Raw genomic sequence first — 21601 nt, 5'->3', positions numbered from 1 at the left:
CCACGCCCCTTCGCGCTACCTCCGGCCGCCGCCATTCTCTTGCCTTCGCGACTATTCTACCCGCACTGCATGTCCAGGCAAAGACAGCCATGGCAGAAGCCGAGGCAACCGCCCGACCGCGCGCCTCTGTTCGAAAGCAAGCAACCGCAAACTGCCCGCTAGACGCTTTCCGCGAACTTGTAGCCTACGCGCCACACGGTGAGCAGATACTGCGGCTTGGAAGGGTTCTCCTCTATTTTCTCGCGAATCTTGCGGATGAACACGGTTATGCTGCTCTCGTCCACATCGCTTTTCTCGCCCCAGATGTGCTCGAATATCTGTGCCCGGGTAAACACTTGGCCGGGGCTTGCGGCTAAAAGCGCAAGTATCTCGAACTCCTTCGCCGTCAGATCAACCTTCTCGCCGCGCACACGCACCTCGTACTGGTTGAACAGCACCTCCAGATCGCCCGTCGCGTAGCTTCCGCTGCGGGTGACCGCTTTCACGAACGCAAGGTCTTGCTTGTGCCGACGCAGGTGAGCCTCGATACGCAGCAGAAGCTCGTCCGAATTGAACGGCTTCACCACGTAATCGTCGCCGCCCGCCTTAAACCCGATGGACTTGTCGACGATGTCGCCTTTGGCGGACAGGAAGATAACAGGGATTCGCCGCCCTTGCTCGCGCACTTTGCAGCACACGTCGAAACCGTTCATGCCGGGCATCATGACATCAAGCAGCAGTAGATCGGGCTTCTCGGCAGCCAGCACCTTCAAGCCCTCTTCGCCTCCGTAGGCTGAGCAGAAGTCGTAGCCCGCATCCTCGACGAGACGCCTTATCAGCACATGCAGCCCGTCATCGTCGTCAACGAGCATTATCTTCATCGGATCTGCCATCACTCGTTTTCCTCCCCTGCATCGAGCCTGCACTCCACGACCGGAACGCGCACCGTGAACACGCTGCCCTCTCCCAAGGCGCTCTCAAGCGAAATGCTGCCACCATGCATCTCGGCATACTCTTTCGCAAGCGAAAGGCCCAAGCCCGTTCCGTTGTACCTCCGGGAAAGCGACGAGTCTGCCTGGACGAACCGCTCGAACACCCGCTGCTGGTCCTTCTTCGCAATGCCGATGCCCGTGTCTGCCACCCGCAGCCACACCTCGTCGCACTCCGGATGGTAGCTGATATGAAGTCGCACCGACCCGCCCGCCGGCGTGAACTTCACCGCGTTGCCGCACAGATTCTCAAGCACATGGCGAATCTTCTCGAAGTCGCCCTGAACCAGCGGTACGCCAGGGTCGATGTCGCATGCAAAATCGACCTCGTTGCGGTTCGCCAACGGCTGAACCACCGCCTGCACCAGCCCCAGGATGTCGCCCAGGTCGACCGTCTCAACGTTGAACTCGGTGCGCCCGGCATCCAGACGGCTCATCTCCAGTATGTCGTTGATCATGAACAGGAGCGCCCGGCTGTTCGCCTCTATCTCGCGGCGGGTCTGCGCCTCCTTCTCGCTCTTCGGGCTGCTTTCCCGGTTAAGCATCTCCGTGAAGGCCAGGATGGAAGTCAGAGGTGTGCGCAGCTCGTGACTCATCATGGCCAAGAACTCGCCCTTGTATCGGTTTTCGTTGCGCAGGACTTCATTAACCTCTTCCAGCTGCGCCCGCTGCTGCTCCAAAGTCTCGTTCACCTGAGCCAGCTGAGCCGTCCGGTCCTGCACTTGGGCCTCCAGGTTCTCGTACATGGCAGACAGCTCCGCAGCCATGCGGTTGAACGCCTCGGCCAGCGCGTTGATCTCGCGCGACGATTCGGTGTAGGCAAGCTTGACGTCCAGGTTGCCCGTCTGCACCTGCTCCACGGCCGCCTGAACCTTGGCCAGCGGGCGCGTGACCAGGTAAGCCAGGGCGAAGTAGACGATAGCCAGGGAAACCACCAGCATGCCGCCGAAGAAGATCACGTCCTGAACCACCGCCGAGCGCTCGTTCTCGCGGTAGATGTCAAGCGGCATGGTGATGCTGATGGCGCCTCCCACGTCCCCGATCTCCCAGCCTTCCTTGGGAAAGCCCGTCACGTCTATCTCGCCCTTCGGATTGCCGTGGCAGTCGAGGCAGTTCTGCTCGATACGCATGGGGGCCGCGTACCGGAACACCTCCTCGCCGCCCTGCTCGACGATAGCGTAATACTCGATGGCGCCGCGCTCGATGAACGCCGTGAGCGCGTCGGCTTCGAAGCTATCCGGCATGTCGACGGCGTTGCGCGGCTCGAAATTCACGAACTTCGTACTGTAGGTGGACTGCGAGGTGAACAGCTGGCCGATGCTGCGCCCTACGATTGCACAGTGAAGCCCCTGGTAGACGCCTTCCTCGGTGTAGGAAATCTGCTCGAGTCGGCTCTGGTTCGACGCCATGAACTCCCACACGGCATCCATCTGCTGTGCAAGGACCTGGCCCTTCTCGCGCATCTCGTTTTCCATCTGGGTGCGCTTGTTCGCGGAGGTCCACGCCAGGTTCGCGAACAGCGAGACAGCCACAAGCACCACGATGAGCACGACGAACTTCGTCTTCAGCTTAACGTTCCCCACACAGCCCCCTCTTCGATCCCCGCACGCCGCACCTTCCCCGCTGCCCATAATACACGAGCCGTGGCAGCTCGCTGAACTGCCACGGCATCGCGTGCTATGCGGCTGCTAACAGCACCGCTACATGAGAACGGCGGCGACGTCCTTTTCCAGAGCCGCCTTCTTCGCCTGGATGGCCACCGACGGGTTCGTCTGCGTCGCCTCGGGCAGGATGGTGATCTGGTTCACCGTGTCGGGATGGGCCGCCCTCAGCTCGTCGATGGGCCCGAACTCCAACGCCCGCATGGGGCAGGCGGCCACGCACGCCGGATCCTCGCCTTTTTCGCGCAGCGTCCAGCAGGCATCGCACTTGTGCGTCAGCTGAATGTCCTCCAGGTACTTGGGCACGCCGTAGGGGCAGGCGTTCACGCAGTACTGGCAGCCGATGCACTTCGTGTCGTCGTGCTGCACGGTGCCGTCTTCCTCGTTGATGAAGGTGGCGCCGTTCGGGCACACCGCAACGCATGCCGGGTCCTCGCAGTGGTTGCACGATCCCGAGTAATGGAACGTCGCCACGTTGGGGTATGCCCCCACTTCGTAATCCGTCACGTTGCGAAACACCACGCCCGCAGGAAGGTCGTTCTTGTCCTTGCATGCAATCTGGCACGTACGGCACCCGATGCAAGCGGTCATGTCGAAATAGAAACCTTGCCTCATTGTCTCAGTCCTTCCCCTTGCCGCTACGCCGTCTGAGCTGCGGGAATACGCATGGGAACTTCGTAGTCGGCCGCAAGCGTCTCGTTATACTTCTCGATGTTGCAAATGCAGGTGTTCCATCCCGACACGCCCTGGCCCGACTGAATCTGGCCGGTGAGGATATTGTCGGAGCCCGCACGGTCGATGCCCGTTTCCGGATCGATATCGACCCATGCGCCGTGGGGAAGGCCGATTACGCCCTCCATGAAGCGGTTCGTGGGGCACGCCTGGCGGATGCACTTCCCGTGGGGGCTGGTCAGAAGCACGGTATCGCCCTCTGCAATGCCCAGCTTCTTGGCATCGTTGGCGTTGAGGAACACCGGGTTCGGCCATGTTTCGCGCAGCCATTCCACGTTGTCGAACACGGTGTGGGAGCGGCGCAGGTAGTGGGGGTTGTACACCTGGAACGGGTAGTCGCCCTTCACGCCCGCCTCGAAGTCGCTGAAGGTGGCCTCGAAGCCCTCTTGCGGCGGGACGTAGGTGGGGATGGCCTCGATGGTGCTGTAGCCGATGGCGTTGATGGTATCGCGCAGCACGCGGGAGTAGATTTCCTGCTTGCCGCTCTCGGTCTTCATCGGGTTGGCCTCGGGGTCCTTCACGAACGCCTCGTAGGCGATGTAGCCGTACGCGTCGCCTTCCTTGCGGGGAATCTGGTACAGGCCGGTCTCGATCAGCTCGTCCATGGCGATGGCGCCTTCCTGGGGCTCGCCTTCGCAACCCCAGTCAGCGATGTTCTTGTCGGTTATGCTCACGAGCGGCTTCTTCTCTCCCGCCTCGTCGATGACGTACGCACCCACGAACTGGTTGAACAGCTGCTGCTTCGCGTCGAAGGGGAACACCTCGGCCGGATCGAGGCCCAACCGGGTGCCGATCTGGCTGGCAATCTCCTCGTCGGACTTGCATTCGTACATGGGCTCGACCACCTTGGAGTGGTAGATGAGCGCCTCGCGGTTGCCCTGTAGGAAGCCGCCCTCCTTCTCCCAGTACGACTCGATGGGCAGCACGAAGTCGGAGTACATGGCGTTGGTGGTCATGAACAGCGAATGGGTGACCACCAGATCGACCTTACGATGGGCCTCGATGCCCTTGGCCTGGCCGTCGGTCGTCTGCAGCTTGGCGTTCATGCTGTCGTGGTAGATCAGCTTGATGTCCACTTCGCGCGGCTCGCCCGGCACCTTGTTGGTGGAGCCGCCGGCGTAGGTGTACTTGCCGTCGACAATGGCGTTCCACATCTCGGTATCGTTGATGCCCTCGGTGGAGCCAAGCGGGTTCTTGATGGAGGGAAGCCCCGCCGCGCCCGCGCCCACCAGGTACGTGCCGCCGCTTATGGCGCGGGAGTGGCAGGAGAGCCCGCACATGTGCCCCGACTTGCCGAAATGGCCTCCCATAGCGCCCAGCGTCATGACGAGCTGGGGCAGCGTGTCGGCGTTGTGGGTACGAGCCGAAGCCCAAGCCATGAGGATTGCGGTCTTGTTGTCCTTGCCGGCCAGCTCGGCCAGGTAGCGAATCTTGTTGGGCTCGACGCCGCAGATACGGCTTGCCCACTCGGGCGTCTTGGGCGTTCCGTCATTGGTGCCCAGCAGGTAGTCCTTGAAGTTCCCAGCGGGGTCTTCGCCCTCGGGCATGTGATCGGCATCAAAGCCGATGGTGTGGGTGTTCAGGTAATCCCAGTCGATCAGACCCTTTTCCTCGTCCATCTCAAGCATGGCATAGGCCATACCCAAAAACAGCGTGGTGTCGGTAGAAGGACGGCAGGGAATCCATTCGGCATCGACTAGCGCATAGGAGTCGTTGTAGAAGGGGTCGACGGCGACGAACTTCGCGCCTGCTTTCTTGATCTGCAGCAGGTGGTAGGCAGGATTGCCCGCGGACGACCAGGCGGGGTTGGTGCCCACCATGATCACGATGTCACTGTTGCGCATGTCGATGCGGTCGTTGATGCCCTCGTTGGGCTGCGGCGCGATTCCCACCACGTCGGGGGTATAGGTCCATGCGCCGCGCGAGGTGGTGCCCCAATGACCGATGTAACCGCCGTACAGGCTGAGGAACTTCGACACGGCACCGCCGTCGGCGAACAGAGAGCGGTTGTCGTTTTCGGACACGATGCGTTGAATCTCGTTGGCGATGTAGTCGTAGGCCTCGTCCCAGGTGATGCGCTCCCACTCGTCAACGCCGCGCAGCTCGCCGTGGGAGTTCTCGCCGCCACCGGGCTGCCAGCTCACGCGCTTCATGGGGTACTTCAGGCGGTCTTCCGAGAAAACATGATTTCGCTGGGAGCGGCCGCGCACGCAGGCACGCTGCTGGGGGAAGTCCGGGCTGTCGGCATGGGTGTCGTCGGTCTTCTGGCGCACCACCACGCCGTCGCGGACCAGCACCTTGTTCAGGCACCGGCCGCCGCAGTTGTGCCAGCATGCGGCCGTCACCCACGTACCCGTGTTCAAATCGCGCGTAACCGTGGCAGCAGCGGCCTCGGTTTCGGGAGCGTCCGGCTCGCTCTTCTCCGGCGGGACAACCTCCTTAGGCTGGTTGTTCCCCGAGCAAGCCACCAGGCTTCCCGATGCCGCGATCACGGCCGTAGCGGCAAGCCCTCCTTTGAGAAACCCTCGGCGGGTAACATCCGGCAAGCGCCGAGCCCTCTTCGCAGAGTCAGCCATACGATCCCCCTCTTCTCTTGTCTTCCCGGCAAGCGCATTCGAACGCTTGCCTGGCATCCCTGATGCCCACATCAAGGTTAAAAGTCGACGGAAACAATACTCATTAAAGCTGCCTTGATTTTTCCTAAAGAGATGTTTCCGAATTCTTAATACGCGTGAAACTCCCGCGCCCGGCACTCCTCGAAAGTGTTGCGCTATCCTCCGCCCTGCCAGCCACGAACCGACAGCCAAGGGCAAGAGAACCGATCAGCGATAGGCGGAAAGCAGCCAATCGGCAAACCCCGCACGTCCCCTCGATCGGCTTAGCCACAAGCATCCCCCTCCTTCGCCCAGCCAACAGCCACCGCGCAGAGCTGCGACGCCGCCCGATGTAACGGATGACGGTTATGGCACGGAAACCATGTAACGAACGACGGTTATGCGCAATTTCATGTAACGGAAGACGGTTGTGGCAGGTTCAAATTGCCACAACCGTCTTCCGTTACATGAGGTTCGCCAAACGCGTCGTCCCAGTGCCGTTCGCCTCGACGGCCCCCTCGCGCACGCCAGCGTCGCCTGGCGACCGTCCTTGCGCGTTGAAGCTGCTTGGCATCCATTCTAGCGCGTTGGCATCCCACCGCATCACCTAGGTGGAATTTCAATCTACCACCAGCAGGGTGAAGTTTTCCCTTTCCGCAGGTTTTAGCCTGTTTGCACCCGAGGTTCCGCTGCGGGGGGACGTTGCCAGGCCGTGCAGCATTGCGAAAAACGCCATCGAGCCGATGCGACACCGCGACGCGCAGCACGACGGCGCTAACTGCACGGAACCGCACGCAAAGACGAGGAGGAGAACCATGAGGCTAACCCGACGCAACTTCATGAAGGCGGCCGGAGGCGCTGCGGCCTTCGCCGGCCTGGCCCTGGCCGGGTGCGCATCGCCGAAGCCGAGCGCATCCGACGCCGCCGACACCCAAACCGAAGCCGACGCCACGCCGAGCACTCCCACCAAGGAGATTCCCACCGGCTCCACGTCGCCCATCACGAAGGTACGCACCACCTGCGGAAACTGCCACAACGACTGCGGCGTCATCGTGAACGTCCAAGACGGCGTGATCATCAGCATCGAAGGCGACCCCGACCACCCCTTCAACAAGGGTGCCCTGTGCCCCAAGGGCCAGGCGTTCGTGGACACCGTCTATTCCCCCGACCGCCTGCGCAGCCCCATGAAGCGCGTAGGCGAGCGCGGGTCGGGCCAGTGGGAGGCCATCAGCTGGGAGGAAGCCTACCAGTTCATCGGCGAGGAGCTGACCAAGATCAAGGACACCCACGGCGCCCAGACGCTCCTGTACACCAACGGCGCCCCGGTGCAGAACATCGTGCGCAACGCCTTCTGCGAGTTCTACGCGCGCTACGGCACGAACAACATGGTGGGCGCGCCGAACCTGTGCTTCGTTCCGCGCCTGGTGGCCCTGAAGACCACCTACGGCTTCCGCGACGAAGAGGACTACAACAACACCGACCTCATCATCTGCTGGGCCGGCAACCCCTTCGCCTCGCTGCGCCCCGGCGCCTACATGTGCTACGAGAAACACGGCAGCGCCTCCCCCATCCTGGACGCGAAAGAGCGCGGGGTGAAGCTGATCGTCATCGATCCCATCTTCACCGAAACCGCCGCCAAAGCCGACCAGTACATCCCCATCAAACCCGGCACCGACGGCGCACTGGCCAACGCCATGGCCAACGTGGTGCTTTCCGAGGACCTGTACGACCACGAGTTCGTGGAGACCTGGTGCCACGGCTTCGACGAGTACCGCGAGTGCATGGAGCAGTACACCCCCGAATGGGCCGAGGGCATCACCGGCGTGCCGGCCGACACCATCCGCGAGCTGGCGCGACTGTACGCCACCACCGAGCGGGCCGCGCTGCACGAGGGCAACAGCCTGGCGCTGCACAGCAACTGCGTGCAGGCCGTGCGCTCCATCGGCTGCTTGCGCGCCATCTGCGGAAAGCTTGACAAGGAAGGCTGCAACTGCTGCTTCCCGAACGTGGTTGGACACCCCGTCCCCGTGGAGGCCGGCAATCCCACCGGCATCAAGACCACCGTGGTGGCCGACGCGGTGAACGTGAACACCACCCGCTATCCGCTGTTCCTCAACGGCCTGCCCGGCGCGCTGGACGCCATCGAGACCGGCGACCCCTACACCCCGCGCGGCCTCATGGGCTACCACACCAACACCATCATGGCCCAGGGCGACTACCATCGCAACCGCGACCTGCTGCGCACCCTGGACTTCATCTGCTACACCGACATCTTCATGACCGAGACCTGCGAGCAACTGGCCGACATCGTGCTGCCCGACGTCACCTGGGCCGAGCGCTACGACTACCGCACCTACCCCCATCATGACGGCGCCATCGTGGCCATGCGCCAGCCGGCCATCGAGCCGCTCTACGACTGCAAGACGCCCTACGCCATGGAATACGAGCTGGCTACCTCCATGGGCATGGCCGAGGGCTACCCCTGGACCACCGACGAGGAGTTCATCCAGTACGCCCTGGGCCCCAGCGGCGTCAGCTTCGAGGAGTACAAGAAGAATCCGGTGCAGCTGGTGGGCACCAACGAGTACAAGAAGTACGAGACCGGCGGCCTGCGAGCCGACGGCGAACCCGGCTTCGACACCGCCAACGGCAAGGTGCTGCTGGTGAACCTGCCCTTCGGCAAGAACGGCTACGATCCCCTGCCGAACTACGTGCCCGCCTTCGGCACGCCGGAAGGCTCGCCCGAGCTGGCCGAGCAGTACCCGCTCATCGGCACGAACCGCCGCACCGTGCACTACGTGCATTACAAGTACCGCAACAACCCCTACCTGCGCGAGAACCATCCCGAGCCGGAGCTGAGCCTGAACCCGGCCGATGCTGCCGAGCGCAACCTGAAGGACGGCGATGCGGTGAAGGCGGTATCGCACCGCGGCGAGGCCCGTTTCACCCTGCGCGTATCCGAGCGAGTGATGCCGGGCGTGGCCTGGGTGGACGGCGGTTGGGGCAACCCGTGGGACGAGCCGGGCAGCAACATGAACGCGCTCGTGGACAACGTCACCCGCGACCCCATCTCGCAGTCTCCGGACATCTCGTCGTTCCTGATGGACGTGGTGAAGGCCTAGCGCCCGCGCGGCTGCGAAACGAAACGCCAGTTACTCAGTTAAGGAGCTGATCGAATTGACTCGCTATGGAATGGTCATCAACCTGGACCGGTGCATCGGCTGCCGCGCCTGCTCCGTGGGCTGCGCGGTGTCGCGAGGGCTTCCCGCCGGCGACCGCTGGTCCGGCGTGAAGGAGTATGTGACCGGCACGTTCCCCAACCTGGAAGTCACCTACCTGCCCACGCTGTGCATGCAGTGCGAGAACCCCTCGTGCCTTGAGGTGTGCCCCACGGGCGCCACGACGAAGGGCGACGACGGCGTGGTGACCGTCGACGCCGCCACCTGCATCGGCTGCGGCATGTGCGACACCGCCTGCCCCTACGGCGCGCGCTCCATCGTGAACAAGGTGGAGTCGAACCACGGCGCCGACGGCCCAACCGCCCACGAGGAGCACCACTTCGTCACCCACGTGGCCAACACGGCCGAGAAGTGCACCTTCTGCGCCGACCGCCGCGAGAAGGGCGAAGAGGTGCTGTGCGTGAAGACCTGCGTGGCCGACGCGCGCACCTTCGGCGACCTGGACGACGCCTCCTCCGACGTGGCGAAGGCCCTGGCCGCCGCCGGCAGCAAAGCCCAGGTGCTGCTGGAATCGGCCGGCACCAGCCCGTCGGTGTACTACCTGTACAGCGGCAAGAACAAGCTAGACGACGCCTTCGGGGCGTAAGGCACGAAGAGCCGAGGCCACCCCGCAATCGAGTGGCGACCCCCATAGAGGCGCCCCTGTCCCCAGCGGCAGGGGCGCCTTCGTACTCTCGGCGGCACATGTCAGGGGGACGGGGTTGATGGCATGTCGCATGTCGGGGGCATGTCAAGGGCACACATGTCAGGGGGACGGGGTTGATGGCATATCGCATGTCGGGGGGACGGGGTTGATGGCATGTCGCAGGCATGTCAAGGGGACGGGGTTGATGGCATAGGGGTATGGCGGAAGGCAACATGGGAGTCGGCCTACATGCCCGCCGCGAGAACATGGCAGCGGCGATGCCGACCCCCCCCCAAGGGCGCGACGACGACTGCTCCATCGTCTATGCGCCCTGGTACATGGTGGCGTTCCTGAAGCCAGACACGATGCCGAGCTCCTTCGCGGTGCCGCCACCCTAGGGGGTGCGCGCAACAGGGGACCATTGCCCGGACTGGCGCACAGGCCGTCGGTGCGCCACGTATCAGCACCGAAACAAAACGGGCCTCCGCCAACCCTGGAAGACTACATCACGCATAATGAGAGGGTATGCAACTTCAAAACGAACCGAAGGGGCCGCCCGCCGCGGGACACCGCCCGCCAAGCCAGCGCCCCTGCTGCAAGCCGCAGCCCGCAACCCGTAGCTGCGAAGCCGGTTCGCTAATGGGGAAAGGAGCGCTCATGAACCGCGAAGAGATTGTGACCGCAGCCGAGGCCTACTGGGATACCAACCGCGACACCATCGTGTCTGACCTGGCGAAACTGGTGGAAATCCCTTCCACGGAAGATCTGGCGGCGGCAGCTCCCGGGCAGCCCTACGGCCCCGGACCCGCCAAAGCCCTAGCCCGCGCGCTTGAGATCGCCGAGGACATGGGCTTTCCCACCACGAACTGCGAAGGCCACATCGGTTTCGCTGACCTGCCGGCCAACACCGGAAGCAGCACCGCCCAGCTGGGCATTATCGGGCACATGGACGTGGTGCCCGCCGGTCCTGGCTGGACCTTCCCGCCTTTCGAGGTTACGGAGAAGGACGGCTTCCTCATGGGGCGCGGCTGCCTGGACGACAAGGGCCCGTCAATCACAGCCCTGCATGCGGTGAAGTGCCTGTCGCAGCTGGACGTAAAGCGGCCCTACGCCATCCGCTTCCTGTTCGGCGCCAACGAGGAAACCGCCATGGCCGACGTGGCCTGGTACCTGGACCATTACGACAGCCCCGCCTTCCTGTTCACGCCCGACGCCGACTTCCCCGTATGCTACGGCGAAAAGGGCGGCTTCGACGGACGCATCACCAGCGCCCCCATCGCCGACCCGGTCATCTTGGACATCAACGGCGGCGTGGTCACCAACGCAGTGCCCGGCGACGCGTGGGCCTTGGTGAAAGCCGATGCTGCCACGCTGCCGGCGGCCGAGCGCATCACCGTGGAAGACGCCAGCAACGGCACCGTTCGCATCGACGCCACCGGGGTGAACGCCCATGCGGCCTGGCCCGAGCGCGGCATCTCCGCCATCATGCTGCTGGTGGACTACCTGCTGGCCAACAACCTGTGCAACCCCGCCGAGCGCAGCTTCCTTGAGCTTGTTCAACGCCTGGTGTCCGACACCTCGGGCGCCGGAGTGGGCATCGCCTGCGCCGACGAGTACTTCGGCCCGCTCACCGTGGTGGGCGGCACCATCCGCAAAGAAGGCGATCGCCTGGTACAAACCATGGACAGCCGCTTCCCCACTTCCATCACCGGCGAGCAGATCACGTCCATCATGAGCGCCCAGGCCAGCCAGATAAGCGCCACCTTCGAGAACACCCTGCTCATGGTACCGTTTTTGGTGAAGCCCGACGACCCGGAAATCCGCGTGCTGCAAGACGCCTTCCAGTACGTCACCGGCGACACCGAGCACAAGCCCTTCACCATCGGCGGCGGTACCTACGCGCGCGAGTTCAAGAAGGGCGCGTCGTTCGGCGTGAACATGCCTTGGATTGCCAACCCCGACTGGGTGGGCGGCGAGCACGGCCCCGACGAGGGCGTATCCGTCGAGCTGCTGAGGACCTCCTTCAAGATCTACGTGCTTGCCCTAGCCGAGCTGGAAGGGCTGGACATCCAGTAACGACAGGCCGGACCGCAGCGGCAGGCCGTGCGACGACCTACGAAGACGCGCGCCCGATGTAACCGATGGCGTTTGTGGCAGAAAAACCTGTAACGGACGACGGTTATGTACGATTTCATGTAACCGAAGACGTTTATGGCAGGTTTCGATTGCCATAAACGTCTTCGGTTACATCGGGCGTAGCTGGATTGCCATAAACGTCTTCGGTTACATCGGGCGCTGGCGTTCGTAACGAAACGCGTTTGTGGGGAGGATTAGCCACAAAAGCGCATTCCGTTACGCGAAACTGCGTAGAAACGAAGGCGGTTGCAGCCCATCCGCCACAGAAGAGCAATCGGCGCCCTTCCCCCTACACCACCTTCGTTTCGTCCAGCTTGGCTAGCACCCAGTCGTTTAGGCGGATGATGGGGCGGCGCAGCACCAGGCCCAACACCAGCACGGGCACCAGAAACGCCGCCAGCAGGCCCATGCTCACCAGATAGTGGTTGCCGTAGATGCCGGCCATGGCCCCTTGTATGGCCTCCATGGAGTGAGCGAAGGGCAGCCACGGGTACACTGCCTGAAAAAACGGCGCGCTCATCTGCACGGGCATGAGACCGCCGGCGCCGCCCAGCTGCAGTACCAGCCCGATGATGGCCAGGGCCTTACCGATGTTGCCGAACGACACAGTGAGCGTGTACACGATGGCCGTGAACACCACCGACGCCAGGCAGCACGCCGCCAGATACAGCCAGAAGTGCTGGCACTCCACGCCCAGGAAGAACACGTTGCCTAAAGCCACGATAAGCGCCTGCAAAAGCCCCAGCACGCAGAACACGCCGTATCGTCCCAGGTAGAGCTCCGATTGCCGAAGCGGCCTGCCCACAACCTCCCGAACCTGGCGCTGCCGCTGCGCAGACACCTGCACCGACATCAGCGCCACCATGAAGATAGCCCCGATCCACAGGCACAGACTGGTGTAGAAGGGGCTCATGGCGCTGCCATTGTTGTCCATAGGGTACACCGGATGCGTAACAATCTGGGTGGGCGCCGACAGGAACCGCGCCACCGAGGACGGGTTGTCGCCGATGATGCGGCGCACTTCCTGCACGTCGCCGGAATCCAGGGCTGCGGCCAGGTCGTCCCGAGCGTGGGAGAGCTCGTCGGCCGTGGTGGTCAGCGTGTCGGCCGTACGACGCAGCGCTGTTTCGGCGTCGGTCAGGTTCTGGCTTAAAGAGTCGGCAGAATTCCCCAGGCTGGAGGCTGTTTCCTTAAGGGAGGCGGCTAGCGATTCCGTATCGGCTCCCACAGCTTGCAGGTTGTCGGCCAGAGAATCGAGCTCGCCCTTCAGCGTGCTCTGGTAGACTTCCTGCGAGCTGGCCAGCGAATCGCGCGCCTGGTTCAGCGAGTCCTGCACCTTCTGGCGCGCCTCGTCCACGGACCCAGAACTGGAGGCAAGAGCGCCGCTGGCCTGCCGCAAGCGCTGGTCGAGCAGCTGCAAGTCGGAAATGGCCTGGTCTACGGCGGGTAGCGCGGCGCTGTTGGGGTCGGCGGCGGACAGCTGGTCGCGCAGGGCCCGGTAGGTTTGCTCGAGCCCCTGGACGTCGCCAGCCGCCGCGGTCAGCATATCCGCCGCTACGGCCGGATCGTCGGCCATGGTGGCAAACGCGGTGTTAGTCGCTTGCTGCAGGGAATCGCAGGACGCGTTCGCGCTGCTCATAGCGCTATCGCCTGCACTCTCCGCCTCTTCGAGCGCGTTCGTGGCATCCGCAAGCCCGCCGCGAGCCTGGTCGATCAGGGGCACCACCGCGTCGGGCGCGTTCCCCGCCTGCCCGAGCACCTCCGCCGACGCCCGCACCAGCGACGCCGTGGAGGCCATAAGGTCGGCATAGGAGGCCGCCTGGTCCGCCGCCGCAACGGTCTCGTCCACGGTGCTGCCCAGCCGCGACTCCAGCGTGCGCGCGTAGTCGAGCACCCCCTCGCCGCTCATGAAGTTCGTCAAATCCGACGTCGCGCTCAAAGCAACGTCGGCTACGGTTTCGGTGAAGGTCTGGTCGATGGTCTCCTGCAGGGTGCTGGCCCCGGTGGAGGTCACCCGTTGGGCAATGGCGTTTTCCTTCTCGTTGCTGTAGTAGATGATGGCGGAATCGGTGATATGGTCGCTGAACACGGTCATCAAGTCGGCGGTGAACGACTTCGGGATGATCATGGCTGCGTAGTACTCGCCAGAGTCCACCCCGTCTGTGGCCTGCTGCTCGGTCACGAACTGCCAGTCGAAGCGGTCGTTGGCCCGCAGCGCCGAAACCACCTGCTCGCCAGCATTTATGCGCGTGGGGATAAGGTCGGACTGGTAGCCCTCGTCGTTGGAGGCCACGGCCACCTTGATGTTGCCAGTGTTCGAGTACGGGTCCCAGAAGCCCAGCGTCGTGAACCACGCGTACAGCGGCGGCACCAGCACCAGCCCCATCACCACCACGGCGGCCACGGCGTTGCGCAGCAGGTTGCGCATGTCCCCGGAGAAGATAAGCCAGATCGCCTTCATCGGCCCTCACCGCCTTTCGAGGTAGCAGAAGGGATGGAAGGGGCGGAAGGTGCAGAAGGGGCGGTGTCGTCGGAGGCGGAAAGAGCGGCTCTACTGGGAGCAGCGGGCGTGTCGCCAGACGCAGAAATGCCGGAGGATGCAACGATGCCGGAAGAGTCCGCGGAGGGGGCGGAGTTCGCGGCGGCATCGGAAAAGGCAGCGCCCTCGGAAGGAGCGGCTGCGCTAGGGACGGAAGCGGACGCGCCAGAGAGAGCGTCGCCAGGCGCAGAAGCACCCTCCGCGCCGCCTAGCTGGCTGGCTGCTTGGGCCCCCACCCTTTCGGGCGACAGGTTCGCCAAAGCAAGCTGCCTGTTCAGGCTAGTGTTCATGAACGAAAGCATAATCAGGTACACGTCCACCGCGATGATCCCAACAACCATGGCCACCAGCATCTCCACGCGCGTATCCACGTCGGCATCGACGGCCACCATCAGCGCGAAAGTGACTATCGGCTGCGCGAACAGAGCCGCCCAGCCGATGGCTGCAAGCCACTTGTAGCGCCGACGGAACCGCGTCGCCCGCCGCAGCACCGACTCGCGGAACTCGTCAACGTTCAGCAGCGCCCGCACCAGAGTGTGGGTCCTGAAGCGCGCAGCCCCAATCCCTGCGGCTGCACCGCCGTCGCCAGCCGCCGCGCCATCGCCGCCCACGTTGGCAGCCGCCGCGCCTTCGCCACTCACGCCGCCAGCCGCCGCACCCTCGCAGCCCGGCACCTCACCCCCGCCGGCCGCCACGCCCGCTTGGCCGCCTAACAACGCACCTGCGCTACCGGCCATCTCAGTTGCAAAGGCGTGCGCCGGCTCGGCGGCGAACAGGTCGGTTTTGGCCAGCTTCTCGTCGAACATCAGGTTCAGGTTGAAATCCACGCGCCCAATGCCCAGCCCAATAACCAGCCCCACCGGCACGAACACCAGCCCAAGCGTCAGCATGTCGCGCAGGTAATCCAGCCCGTAGAAACCGCCGATAGCCTCGCGCATGGCGTCGATGGAGTACGTGAAGGGCAGCAACGGATGGATGGCCTGGAAGAACGCCGGCATCATCTCGATGGGGAACATCCCCGACGAGCCCGGTATCTGCATGATCAGCAGAATCACCGCCACCGCCTTACCGATGTGGCGAAACGCAAAGGCCAGGGCGTACATGAGGTTCACGTCCACGAACACCGTCAGAAGCCCGGCGCCGATGAACGCTGCGGGGCTTTCGCACTGGATGCCGATGACCAAGTCTCCCACGCAGCAGACAAGCCCCTGCACAAGCCCTATGACCACGTAGAACAGCCACCGTCCGAAATAGGCCTGGGCGGCGGTGAACCGCGGCAGCCCCGCCGGGTCCACGCGCATCCGTACGATGGCCATCAAGATGAACCCCGCCACCCACAGCGCCAGGTTCGTGAAGAACGGCGCCACGCCGCTGCCGTAGTTGCGCACCGGGTAGACCAGCTTCGTTTCCAGCGTCACCGGAGACGCCATGAAGGCGCCCACATCGGCGGGGTCGGCCTCCAGGTATTCCGAGAGCATCCTCACCGTGGAGGACTGCTGCAGCGCCTGCAGATCCGACAGGTTCTGGTCCAGGTTCGACTCCATGGTGCCCAAGGCGTCGGAAGTGGTCGACAGCGACGAGAACGCCGAGGTCAGCATGGTCTCAAGCTCGCCGAGCACCGAGCGCGCCTGGGAAAGCGTGGGGGAAAGGCCGGCCAGGGCGCCCTGAAGCGTGCCGCACGCATCGGCCAGCTCGTCCAGGCTGCCGGTCATGGCGGGCAGCACGTTCGCTTGGAAGTCGGCCGCGGTCTGACGCACCGACTCGCTGGCGGCGCTAGCAGCCTCGTCCATGGCCTGGGCCTGCGTCTCAAGGGCGACGGCAGTGGTACCGAGCGCATCGGTTGCCTGCTGCAGCGCGCCCACCGTGGTCTGCAGGTCCGCATTCGCGCCTTTCGCCTGCTCAAGGGCTTCCGCAACCGCTGCCGCCGCCTGCGAGTCGGCGGCGATGGCCGGATCGGCGGCCTGGGCCTCCAAAGCCGCGATCAGGTTCTCGTTCGCCTGAAGAAGCCCTTGGGCCCGCTGCAGGGCCGCCTGCGCATCGTCGCAAGCGCGCTGAACCGCACCTTCAATGGAAGCCGCCTCCCGCTGGGCTTGGGCTGCCACATCACCTAAGACAAGAGCCCCTTCCGTAGCCTTGGTCGCCAAGGATGAACCGTACTCGCTCTCGGTGGCGCGCGCTTCGTCCAGCAGCGCCTTTGCCTCCGCCACCGCGTCCCCAAGCGGCCCCAGGCCTTCTTGCAGCCGGGCCAGCGTATCGTCGGCGCTGGCAGCCGATTCCTTGGTTGAATCAATGGTGACCTGCAGGTTCCCAATGGCCTCCCGCGCCTGGCCCACGGTTTCGCGCGCGTTGGCGATGCCCTCAGTCAGGTTGCTCTGGGCTGCCTCGCCCTTCCCTTCTGCCTGCTCGCCGGCCTCCTGAGTGGTGTCAACCACCCGCTCGGCCACCAGCTTCACGAAGTTCTCGTCGATGGCCTTCTGCAGCGCATCCACCCCGGCATCGGTGACCTTCGGGGCAATGGAGGACGGCTTCTCGTTCACGTAATAGTCCAGCGTGGGTCGCGTGAAGTCGCCGGTGAACACGCTGGCGAAGTCCTCGCTGAAATCCTCGGGGATGACCACGGCGGCCCAGTACTCCCCTTCGTAGACGCCGTTCACAGCCTGGTCGGCGCCCACGAATTCCCAGCCCAGCTCATGGTTTCCCTGCAGCTGCTGCACCACCTGGTCGCCCACGTCCAGCCGCCCTGCAACCGAGCTGTCGAAGCCGGCGTCGCTGTTGGCCACCGCCACCTTCATGCCCGACGTGTTGCTGTAGGGGTCCCAGTTCGCCGCGATGACGTACCACGCGTAGGCCGACGGCATCACCGCCATGCCCAGCACCACCACCAGCGCCACAGGATTGCGCAGCACGCGCTTCACATCGCGCGCGAAAATGGCGAAGATCACCGAAAGATATGCCCATGCGCGATGCAGCATTCGCCAACCCGCATCCTTTCACCTACCCGCCATCCAGCAATCTGCGCCACAGATTGAGGGTTTGGCAAATCCCAATCTCCGGCACTTCGGCTTTTCCTCCTCCGAACATTCCGCCATCTGGGGAAACGGTTCGGGACCTCTCGCCCTCGCGCCACCCAATGGCCTGCCGTTTTGCCAAACCCGCAATCTGAGCCAAAAAAGGACCAAGAAGCAGGGGCAAACGCGAACCCTGAAGCCGTAAGGAGGGTTTCACTGCGATTATCCCCCTGGTCAGCGAACGAGGTGCCGCCGGGGGCGCTTTGTCACCGCCCCGTGGCATTCGGTTACACCATCGTGGCCGAGCGCCGGCGAGGGCTTGCCAGTCGTGGCCGAACGTCGGCGCAGACGCTGCCGCCGCGGCCGGACGCCCAGGTGCGAACAGCATCGGCCTCGCCCGGCACCGGCGGGAGCCACGCCAACCTCATCCGCAGGCACCGCAAGGACTGCACCCGCAAACGCGAAACCGCCCCGGGAGTTGCTCACCGAGGCGGTTCCTATGGCGCTCGAACGATGGGTGGGGCGATACGGTCGTCCTCCGCTGTTCGGGGTCGTCGATGCATGCCCAGACCGCCGCTGCAGCAGCGGGTGCTGGCATTACGCGTAGGCCAGGCGCTTTCCTTCGGCAGTCAGCCGTTCGGAAAGGTAGGTGCGGCTGGACTGGTCGGTGGTCACGCATTCCAGAAGCGATTCCACCGTGAGGCTGGACATGAACGCGTCCATGGACTCTTCGATAAGGTCGTAGGCGCGCTTGATCTCCTCCACCATCTCGCCGCCGGTCCGCGTCTCGCGGCGGCTCCGCGTGGCCTGCTTGGCGTCTTCGTCCAAGGCGTTGATAACGTCCAGCACGCTGATCTGGTCGGCTGGGCGCGCCAGCCGGTAGCCGCCGTGCTTGCCCGGACGCGCCTCGATGATGCCGGCGTTGCGCAACAGCTGCGCCAGCTGGATAAGGTAGTCACGGGGAATGGACATATCTTCGGCAATGTCCCTTGACGAGCAGGTGGTGTCTCGCGCAGCCAGGTACAAAATGGCGCGCATACCGTAATCGGTCGATGCCTTGAATTGCACTGCTGTCTCCTATCCGGCCCTTCGCCATCGACGCCGCGCGGTATCTTCCGCGCTCCATCGCCGAGGTAGAGAAGCGCCCCTTTTTGTGATGCGAATGGTCAACTTTCGGCCATATAAGCGAAACCGGCGCCGAAACGCCGATTCCAAACGATTTTCGAGCCGAAGAAGCTGGCCGTCAGACCGTGGGTCGAGGGGCTTCGCCACCCAGGGCACCTGCGCCTTCGACCTGTATTGAAGTGTACAATGCGCATAGATTATAACAAGGTCATCGCTGCGTTTTCAGGTCAAACCGAAGTTCGTTGGTTACGTTTCGGGCATCTCATGCCTCATTCGTAACCGTACCGTTGCCATTTCGTCATTTGGCAACGGAGGCAACCCGGGGCCATCCTACGGCGCATTACGCGGACGCTGCTTTTTCCGCAAATGCCCCTTCGCAAATCCTACCTATGGCACAGGGCCAAAGACAACAGGAGCTTGCTCTGCGTTTATGGCTGTCAAGGTACCCTGCACGAGGGTGCCGCTAATACCGACACCTCAACTGTTGTCGGCGCCACCACCGCAGCGACCGCAGATCGATGCTATTTGTAGGAGTAGAAGCCCTCGCCGGCGTTGATGCCGGTTTTGCCCTCGTCGATGCGCTGCTTCAGCATGGCGGCAATGCGCGCGGCGGTGCTGCCCGGCTCTTGGGCGGCAGGGCTTGCGGCCACGATGTTGTACGCCGTGGTCAGTCCCACGATGTCCAGGATGCGGAACGGGCCCAGCGGCGCGCCGGTACCCAGCATCCACGCCTTGTCGATGGTCTCCACGTCGGCGATGTCGTTGGCCAGCAGCGCCTCGGCGGCGTTCAGGAACGGCACCAGCATGCTGTTGAGCAGATAGCCCGGCTGCTCCTTGTGCAGCTCAAGCGGAATCATGCCGATGGCCCGCGCGAACTCCACCACCGCCTTGAACGACGCGGCCGACGTCTTCGCCGTGCCCATGACCTCGGCGGTGTTGTTCTTCCAGATATTGTTGGCAAAATGCAGCGCCAGGAACCTGTCCGGACGCCCAGTGAAGTCCATCATGGCGCTGGGCAGCAGCGTGGACGAGTTCGTGCACAGAATGGCCTGCTTGGGAAGGATGCCGCTGATGGACGAGTAGAACGCCTCTTTCTCGCCGATGACTTCGGCGATGGCCTCAACCACCATGTCGGCGCCGCCGAAGGCCTGCTCCAGGTCGGTGGTCAGCACCAGGCTGTCGAAGGCCGCATCCACCTTCGCAATGAGCTCGTCCAGCTGCTCGGGCGACGTCTCAGGGGAATCCGCCAGGCCGCGGCAGTAGGCGCTCGGGTCGGTCTTCATAGCCTGAAGCGTCTGCTTGTAGATGCCGCGCAGCCTCTTCAGCTTCGGGCGCGTGCGCTCGATGGAGCCTTCGCTGCGCAGCCACATGGTAACCGAGAAGCCCTTGTAGGCGCTTTGCAGCGCAATCTGGCTGCCCAGCACACCGCCGCCGGCCACCGTAACGTTTTGAATGTCCATGGATGCCTCCTGATAAATGGGTATCATCGGCAACAAGGTCGCCGCTCGTCGCCCGCTCTCACATGCCGCCGCAAGCCGAGCGTCTTGGCGCCGGACGCCGCCAACAGCCAGAACAGGCACGCGCCATGTTACCCTGACGGCAAAGGCCCGCGATCCCCAACCCCGATCCGTCGACAAACGGATGCCTGCCAGACATTTTGAAAGTGCGGAAAGGATGCCGATGACCTGCGCAGAAAAGCAGAAGCAGGCTCTTCGCGAAGAGGCGCTTCGGCGCCGAGATGCCGTCGATGCGCTGGAGCGCCAGCAACGCGGGGAAGCAGCGTGCGAGCGGTTGTTCGCCGAAATCGCAGCTGCGGCCTGCAATGCGGGCTTGCCCTCTGTAGCCCTCTACGACTCGATGGGAAGCGAAGCGCCCACCGGCCATCTGGTAGACCTTGCCCTGCAGGCCGGATGGTCGGTCTGTCTTCCCGTGCTCCATCGGACGGACCCCGCTGCCGCCGAAGGCCCGCGCGCCATGTCCTTCGTGACGTTCGACGCCGACCGGCTGCAAATCGCGCGCAAGCTTTTCCTGGGGCACCCGCTGCGCACCGTCGATCTTGCCGCGCTCGCCGATGCCGGCATCCCCGCAGTGAGCCTCCAACGCATCGACGCCTTCGTGGTGCCGCTGGTTGCCTTCGACGCTGCCGGGCGCCGCCTGGGCTACGGAGGCGGCTACTACGACGCCGTGTTGGCACAGGTCATGAGCGAGTCGCACAGACGCGGCGGCCGGCAGCCCTTCGTAAGCGGCCTCGCCTTCGCCGAGCAGCAGGTGGACCGAGTGCCCGCGGAACCCCACGACATCCCGCTGCCTCGCATCGAAATCGCCTGAACGCAGCGGCGCCTGGCAACCGACGAGGCCGCCTGGGCTCTCGCCACCCAAAAGCCGCAAGCATCTACGACGAGCGCGACTCCCCCCAGCAGGCGGCAAGCGAGCGCCCAACAGCGTGCTCGAATACCCGCGGTGGGCGGCAAGCGAGCACCCGGCGCTCGCTCGGTGCGGCCGACAGACGGCGTCCGACGGCCGTTCGGCCCAGCAGGCAACCATTGCGCGCACGATCCAGCCAACGGCCGGCGCCCACCCTATACAGCTGGCGGCCGACACCCACCCTATACAGCCAGCGCGCGGCGCGGCGATTTCGCGCAACGAACGCAACAGACGCAGCGGACGACCGTCGAGGACGCCTTTCCGACCTGCCCATGTAACGAACGACGTTTATGGCAGAAATCGCTGTAATGAACGACGATTATGTACGATTTTCTGTAACGGAAGACGTTTATGGCAGGTTTCGATTGCCATAAACGTCTCCCGTTACATTCGCAAGCCACCAACCGCCCGGCAGAGGCAGGCGAAGCAGGCGAGGGGGGCGGCTGTCCGGCAGAGGCAGGCGAAGCAGGCAAGGGGGGTGTTCCTATAGTTTTGTCAACTGATTTCCTGGATTGATTTTCGCCAAGAAGGCAATGCTAGCGCGGGGCCC

Annotated in this window: 13 protein-coding genes; 5 read left to right on the top strand and 8 right to left on the bottom strand. The window is 63.9% G+C overall.

Going from position 1 to position 21601, the window contains the following annotated elements:
* Positions 1–158: 158 nt before the first annotated feature.
* The 4 genes from NFR41_RS01330 to NFR41_RS01315 all read right to left on the bottom strand — a co-directional run bounded on the left by NFR41_RS01330 (position 159) and on the right by NFR41_RS01315 (position 5937).
* Positions 159–872, bottom strand: coding sequence for a response regulator transcription factor (locus NFR41_RS01330; protein ID WP_251230394.1), 714 nt, complete (start codon positions 870–872; stop codon positions 159–161).
* Positions 872–2551 carry an ATP-binding protein gene (locus NFR41_RS01325; protein ID WP_251230393.1) on the bottom strand — a complete coding sequence of 560 codons (1680 nt, stop codon included), beginning with the start codon at positions 2549–2551 and terminating at the stop codon, positions 872–874. Before NFR41_RS01325 ends, NFR41_RS01330 begins: the two co-directional genes overlap by 1 nt.
* Positions 2552–2668: 117 nt before the next feature.
* Complete coding sequence (locus NFR41_RS01320; RefSeq protein WP_251230392.1) at positions 2669–3244, bottom strand: 4Fe-4S dicluster domain-containing protein; 576 nt, start codon at positions 3242–3244, stop codon at positions 2669–2671.
* Positions 3245–3267: 23 nt separating this feature from the next.
* Positions 3268–5937 (bottom strand): molybdopterin-dependent oxidoreductase, encoded by a 2670-nt coding sequence (locus tag NFR41_RS01315; protein WP_251230391.1) that lies wholly within the window; start codon positions 5935–5937, stop codon positions 3268–3270.
* Positions 5938–6770: 833 nt separating this feature from the next.
* Here NFR41_RS01315 and NFR41_RS01310 point away from each other — a divergent pair.
* From NFR41_RS01310 to NFR41_RS01295, 4 genes are all read left to right on the top strand, one after another.
* A complete protein-coding gene (locus tag NFR41_RS01310) occupies positions 6771–9077 on the top strand; it encodes a molybdopterin-containing oxidoreductase family protein (protein ID WP_251230390.1) in 2307 nt (768 codons plus the stop codon).
* A 55-nt stretch (positions 9078–9132) separates the two neighbouring features.
* Positions 9133–9780, top strand: coding sequence for a 4Fe-4S dicluster domain-containing protein (locus tag NFR41_RS01305; RefSeq protein ID WP_251230389.1), 648 nt, complete (start codon positions 9133–9135; stop codon positions 9778–9780).
* Positions 9781–10037: 257 nt separating this feature from the next.
* Positions 10038–10217 (top strand): hypothetical protein, encoded by a 180-nt coding sequence (locus tag NFR41_RS01300; protein ID WP_251230388.1) that lies wholly within the window; start codon positions 10038–10040, stop codon positions 10215–10217.
* A gap of 259 nt (positions 10218–10476) precedes the next feature.
* Positions 10477–11895 (top strand): Sapep family Mn(2+)-dependent dipeptidase, encoded by a 1419-nt coding sequence (locus NFR41_RS01295; RefSeq protein ID WP_251230387.1) that lies wholly within the window; start codon positions 10477–10479, stop codon positions 11893–11895.
* A gap of 349 nt (positions 11896–12244) precedes the next feature.
* Here the strand turns inward: NFR41_RS01295 and NFR41_RS01290 are convergent, their stop codons facing one another.
* The 4 genes from NFR41_RS01290 to NFR41_RS01275 form a co-directional block, all read right to left on the bottom strand.
* Complete coding sequence (locus NFR41_RS01290) at positions 12245–14416, bottom strand: YhgE/Pip domain-containing protein (RefSeq protein WP_160214359.1); 2172 nt, start codon at positions 14414–14416, stop codon at positions 12245–12247.
* Positions 14413–17466 carry a YhgE/Pip domain-containing protein gene (locus tag NFR41_RS01285; protein WP_251230386.1) on the bottom strand — a complete coding sequence of 1018 codons (3054 nt, stop codon included), beginning with the start codon at positions 17464–17466 and terminating at the stop codon, positions 14413–14415. Before NFR41_RS01285 ends, NFR41_RS01290 begins: the two co-directional genes overlap by 4 nt.
* A 633-nt stretch (positions 17467–18099) precedes the next feature.
* A complete protein-coding gene (locus NFR41_RS01280; RefSeq protein WP_160214361.1) occupies positions 18100–18570 on the bottom strand; it encodes an RrF2 family transcriptional regulator in 471 nt (156 codons plus the stop codon).
* A gap of 578 nt (positions 18571–19148) precedes the next feature.
* Positions 19149–20087, bottom strand: a complete 939-nt coding sequence (locus tag NFR41_RS01275) for a 3-hydroxyacyl-CoA dehydrogenase (protein ID WP_251230385.1) — start codon at positions 20085–20087, stop codon at positions 19149–19151.
* Positions 20088–20307: 220 nt separating this feature from the next.
* Here NFR41_RS01275 and NFR41_RS01270 point away from each other — a divergent pair, with 220 nt between their 5' ends.
* Positions 20308–20955, top strand: a complete 648-nt coding sequence (locus tag NFR41_RS01270) for a 5-formyltetrahydrofolate cyclo-ligase (RefSeq protein ID WP_251230384.1) — start codon at positions 20308–20310, stop codon at positions 20953–20955.
* Positions 20956–21601 lie beyond the last annotated feature (646 nt).

Source organism: Adlercreutzia aquisgranensis (genome assembly GCF_943193145.1).
GTDB lineage: Bacteria > Actinomycetota > Coriobacteriia > Coriobacteriales > Eggerthellaceae > Xiamenia > Xiamenia aquisgranensis.
Note: the sequence above shows the minus strand (reverse complement) of the source record. Positions and strands in the feature narration are given on the sequence as shown.